The sequence below is a fragment of the Saccharopolyspora sp. 6M genome, from assembly GCF_020176775.1.
Taxonomy (GTDB): Bacteria; Actinomycetota; Actinomycetes; order Mycobacteriales; family Pseudonocardiaceae; genus Saccharopolyspora_C; species Saccharopolyspora_C gregorii.
The window spans coordinates 1-4,085 of record NZ_JAIUJZ010000275.1; the positions used below are offsets into that span (position 1 = coordinate 1).

Here is a 4,085-nt window from a genome sequence, read left to right on the forward strand (position 1 = left end):
AGCGTCCTCCTCGCGAGGACAGCGTTTTCTCCTGTGGCGGAGCCACCGGTGAAAACGATCCCGCAGCGAGGAGGACGCTGAGAACCCGCCACCCGAGCACCACGCAGCAAGAGTTCGAAGACAAGGAAGCAACGAATGACCACGCCCGTCGGCTTCACCCTGGTGCAGCTGCGCTACTTCGTCACCGCGGCCGAGCGCGGCTCGATGACCGCGGCCGCCGACGAGCTGCGCATCGCGCAGTCGGCGGTCTCCTCCGCGGTCGCCAACCTGGAGCACGAGCTGCGGCTGCAGCTGTTCATCCGGCACCGGGCCCGCGGCCTCACCCTCACCTCGGCCGGGGAACGACTGCTGCAGCAGGCCCGCGACCTGCTGACCCGCGCCCGCGACGTCGAGGCGGAGGCGCGCGGCAGCGGCGGCTCCGTCAGCGGCCCGGTGGCGATCGGCTGCTTCGTGACGCTCGCGCCGTACTACCTGCCCGCCCTGTTCGCCTCCTGCGGCGAGCACTACCCGGACGTCGAGCTGACCGTGGTGGAGGACGAGGCCGAGCACCTGCACCAGGCGCTGCGCACCGGGCGGATCGACTTCGCGCTGACCTACGGGTTGGGCACGCCCACCGACGCCGACCTGCGGCGGGAGACGATCGACCTGGCGCCCGCGCACGTGATCGTCCCGGCCGGGCACCGGCTCGCCGACCGGGAGGCGGTGGACCTCGCGGAACTGGCGACCGATCCGATGGTGCTGCTGGACCTGCCCTACAGCCGCGACTACTTCCGCGAGGTCGTGGCGTCCTCCGGCACCGCGCCGGACGTGCGGTACCGCAGCCGGAGCTACGAGACGGTGCGCTCCCTCGTCGCGCAGGGCCTCGGGTACTCGATCCTCAACCAGCGGCCGCGGACCGCGCAGACCTACGGCGGCGGCGAGGTCGTCGCCCTCGACCTGCTCGGGGACCGCCCGCCGCTGGAAGTGACGATCACCTCGGTCGGCGGCGTGCGGCAGACCGCGCGTGCCCGTGCCGTGATGGACCTGTTGCGGGACGTGCGCTAGCCACCGGTCCGGCAACACGCCCGCAACCGCGCCGGAATCCGTCCGAGATCATCTGTTCTTCAGCTCGCGCGCAGCGAAAACATCTATTGGACGAATCCCGCTGCCCGGCGTCAGTCTGGTCCGCACCGCGCCGCCCGACCAGCGCGGTCCCACCGATCCGACGCCTGGAGGCGCGCATGCCGACCTCGCACCACGGCCCCGCCCCGGAATCCGCCGCGCCGGAGGCCACGAGCGCCGCCGGGTTGCGCCGGAGCGTCGCCGCCGGCGCCGTCGGCGTCTTCGTGCACTGGTTCGACTGGGCCGCCTACGCCTACCTCGCCGACACCGTCGCCACCGTGTTCTTCCCCGCGGAGAACAGCACCACCGGGCTGCTCGCCGTGTTCGGCGTGTTCGCGGTGTCGTTCGGCATCCGCCCCATCGGTGCGGCCGTGTTCGGGCCGCTCGGCGACCGGATCGGGCGGAAGCGGACGCTGTCGTTGGTCATCTTCCTGATGTCCGGGGCGACGCTGGCGATCGGCCTGCTTCCCGGCTACGCGTCCATCGGGATGGCCGCGCCGGTGCTGCTGGTGGTGCTGCGCCTGGTGCAGGGCTTCGCGGCCGGGGGCGAGTTCGGCAGCGCGGCGAGCTTCCTCGCCGAGACCGCGCCGCGCCGCCGCCGCGGGTTCGGGGTGAGCTGGCTGGAAGTCGGCTCGCTGCTGGGGTTCCTCGCCGGGTCCTGCGCGTTCCTGCTGCTGTCGGTCGGGCTGGACGAGGGGCAGCTCACCGGGTGGGGCTGGCGCATCCCGTTCCTCATCTCCGCGCCGCTGGGCGTCATCGGCTTCATCATCCGGAACAAGATCGAGGACACCCCGGAGTACCGGGCGCTGGAGGCCGCGGACACCGTGCCGCGCAGCCCCGCGCGGGAGCTGCTGCGCACCCACCGCCGGGAACTGCTGCAGGCGGCCGGGCTGATGACGGCGATGCACGTGCCGTTCTACGTGGTGCTGACCTACCTGGTCACCTACGAGACCGATCACCTCGGGCACTCGGCGGGCAACGCCGGGCTGCTGTCCACGGCGATCTCGCTGCTGGGCCTGGTGCTGGTGCCGCTGTTCGGCGGGCTCTCGGACCGGGTGGGGCGCAAACCGGTGTTCATCGGGGCCACCGGTGCGTTGCTGGTGCTGGCGACGCCCGCGTTCCTGCTGATGCGGACCGGGCTCGTCGGGACGTGGATCGCGGGGCTGCTGCTGGGCGCGTGCCTCGCGGCGATCCTCGGTACCTACGCGGTGTGGTCCGCGGAGATCTTCCCGACGCGCACCCGGCAGAGCGGCCTGTCCATCGGCTACAACCTCACCGCCGCGCTGTTCGCGGGGACGGTGCCGTACGTGCTGACGGTGCTGATCTCCGCGACCGGCAGCACCCTGGTGCCCGGCCCCTACATGATGATCTTCGCGGTGGGCGGGCTGGTCGCGGCCCTGACGTTGCGGGAGACCTCCGGGACCGCGCTGCTGCGCGCCGAGGACCTCTCCCCCGCCGGCGAACCGGACGCCGAACCCGCCCGCATCTGACGAGCAGATGCGGCGCAGCTGCAACGACTGTTGGACAGAACTCACGGCGTCTTCGAGGATTTTCCCGTGGCAGCGGGAAGAACTCGCGACTGCCGGTCGAAGGAGGTCGAGATGTCGAGCGAACGGACCGAGGTGGTGGTCGTCGGCGCCGGCCAAGCGGGCGTGGCGATGAGCGAGCACCTCGGCGAACAGGGCGTGCCGCACGTCGTCCTGGAACGGCACCGCATCGCCGAACGCTGGCGCACCGAGCGGTGGGATTCCCTGGTCGCCAACGGGCCCGCGTGGCACGACCGCTTCCCCGGCATGGAGTTCGCCGGGATCGGCCCGGACGAGTTCGCCACCAAGGACCAGGTGGCCGACTACTTCGCCGACTACGCCGCGAAGATCGACGCGCCGATCCGCTGCGGCGTCGAGGTCACCTCGGTGCGCAAGAACGCCGGCGCCCCCGGGTTCCGGGTCGAGACCTCGGCGGGCTCGATCGACGCTCGGTTCGTGGTGGCCGCGACCGGCCCGTTCCAGCGGCCGGTGATCCCGCCCGTCGTGCCCGCCGACGCCGGACCGGTGCAGCTGCACTCCAGCGGCTACCGGAACCCGGAGCAGCTGCCCGAGGGGCCGGTCCTCGTGGTGGGGGCCGGTTCCTCGGGCGTCCAGATCGCCGACGAGCTGCGCCGCTCCGGGCGCCGGGTGCTGCTGTCCGTCGGCCCGCACGACCGGCCGCCGCGCCGGTACCGCGGCCGCGACTTCTGCTGGTGGCTGGGCGTGCTCGGCCTGTGGGACGCGGACACCCCGCCGCAGGGCGCGAAGCACGTGACCATCGCGGTCAGCGGCGCGCAGGGCGGGCGCACCGTCGACTTCCGCGCGCTGGCCCGCACCGGGATCGAGCTCGTCGGCATGACCGAGTCCTACGTGGACGGTGCGTTGCGCTTCGCGCCGGACCTGGCCGCGAACATCGAACTCGGCGACGCCCAGCACCTCGCGCTGCTGCGCGCCGCGGACGAGCACGTCGAGCGCAACGGGCTGGACCTGCCTCCGGAACCGGAGGCGCACGTCCTCGGACCGCTGCCCGCCGCCGCCACCGATCCGCTCCGGGAGCTCGACCTGGCCGAGGTCGGGTCGATCGTGTGGGCCACCGGCTTCGCCGCCGACTACGGCTGGCTGCAGGTCGACGCGTTCGACGAGAACGGACGCCCCGACCAGCGGGGGGGCGTGTCCGCGGAGCCCGGCATCTACTTCCTCGGCCTGCCGTGGCTGTCGCGGCGCGGGTCGAGCTTCATCTGGGGCGTGTGGCACGACGCCCGCTACGTCGCCGACCACATCGCCACCCAGCGCGGCTACCTCGCACAGCACGCCGCCGCGCTCGCCACCGGCCACGAGAGCTGACCGCCGCGGCCCCCCCGGGGGGGGGCCCGGGGGCCCCCCCCCCCCGGCCCCGGGCCCCCCCCCCCCCCGGGGGGCCCCCGGGGGCCCCCCCCCCCCCCGCCGCGCGCGGGGCCG

Annotated in this window: 3 protein-coding genes; all 3 read left to right on the forward strand. The window is 73.5% G+C overall.

Annotation, left to right across the window (positions count from 1 at the left end; genetic code table 11):
- Positions 1-135: 135 nt before the first annotated feature.
- The 3 genes from LCD31_RS27235 (at position 136) to LCD31_RS27245 (ending at position 3,971) form a co-directional block, all read left to right on the forward strand.
- A complete protein-coding gene (locus tag LCD31_RS27235) occupies positions 136-1,044 on the forward strand; it encodes a LysR family transcriptional regulator (protein WP_224962774.1) in 909 nt (302 codons plus the stop codon).
- Positions 1,045-1,220: 176 nt separating this feature from the next.
- Positions 1,221-2,591 carry an MFS transporter gene (locus LCD31_RS27240; RefSeq protein ID WP_224962776.1) on the forward strand — a complete coding sequence of 457 codons (1,371 nt, stop codon included), beginning with the start codon at positions 1,221-1,223 and terminating at the stop codon, positions 2,589-2,591.
- Positions 2,592-2,702: 111 nt separating this feature from the next.
- On the forward strand, positions 2,703-3,971 hold the full coding sequence (locus LCD31_RS27245; RefSeq protein WP_224962778.1) for an NAD(P)/FAD-dependent oxidoreductase: 1,269 nt from the start codon (positions 2,703-2,705) through the stop codon (positions 3,969-3,971).
- Positions 3,972-4,085: the final 114 nt, after the last annotated feature.

What these genes read in the sequence shown, in the direction of transcription:
- LCD31_RS27235 (WP_224962774.1), top strand. Translation starts at nt 136, where the DNA reads ATGACCACGCCCGTCGGCTTCACCCTGGTGCAGCTGCGCTACTTCGTC.
- LCD31_RS27240 (WP_224962776.1), top strand. Translation starts at nt 1,221, where the DNA reads ATGCCGACCTCGCACCACGGCCCCGCCCCGGAATCCGCCGCGCCGGAG.
- LCD31_RS27245 (WP_224962778.1), top strand. Translation starts at nt 2,703, where the DNA reads ATGTCGAGCGAACGGACCGAGGTGGTGGTCGTCGGCGCCGGCCAAGCG.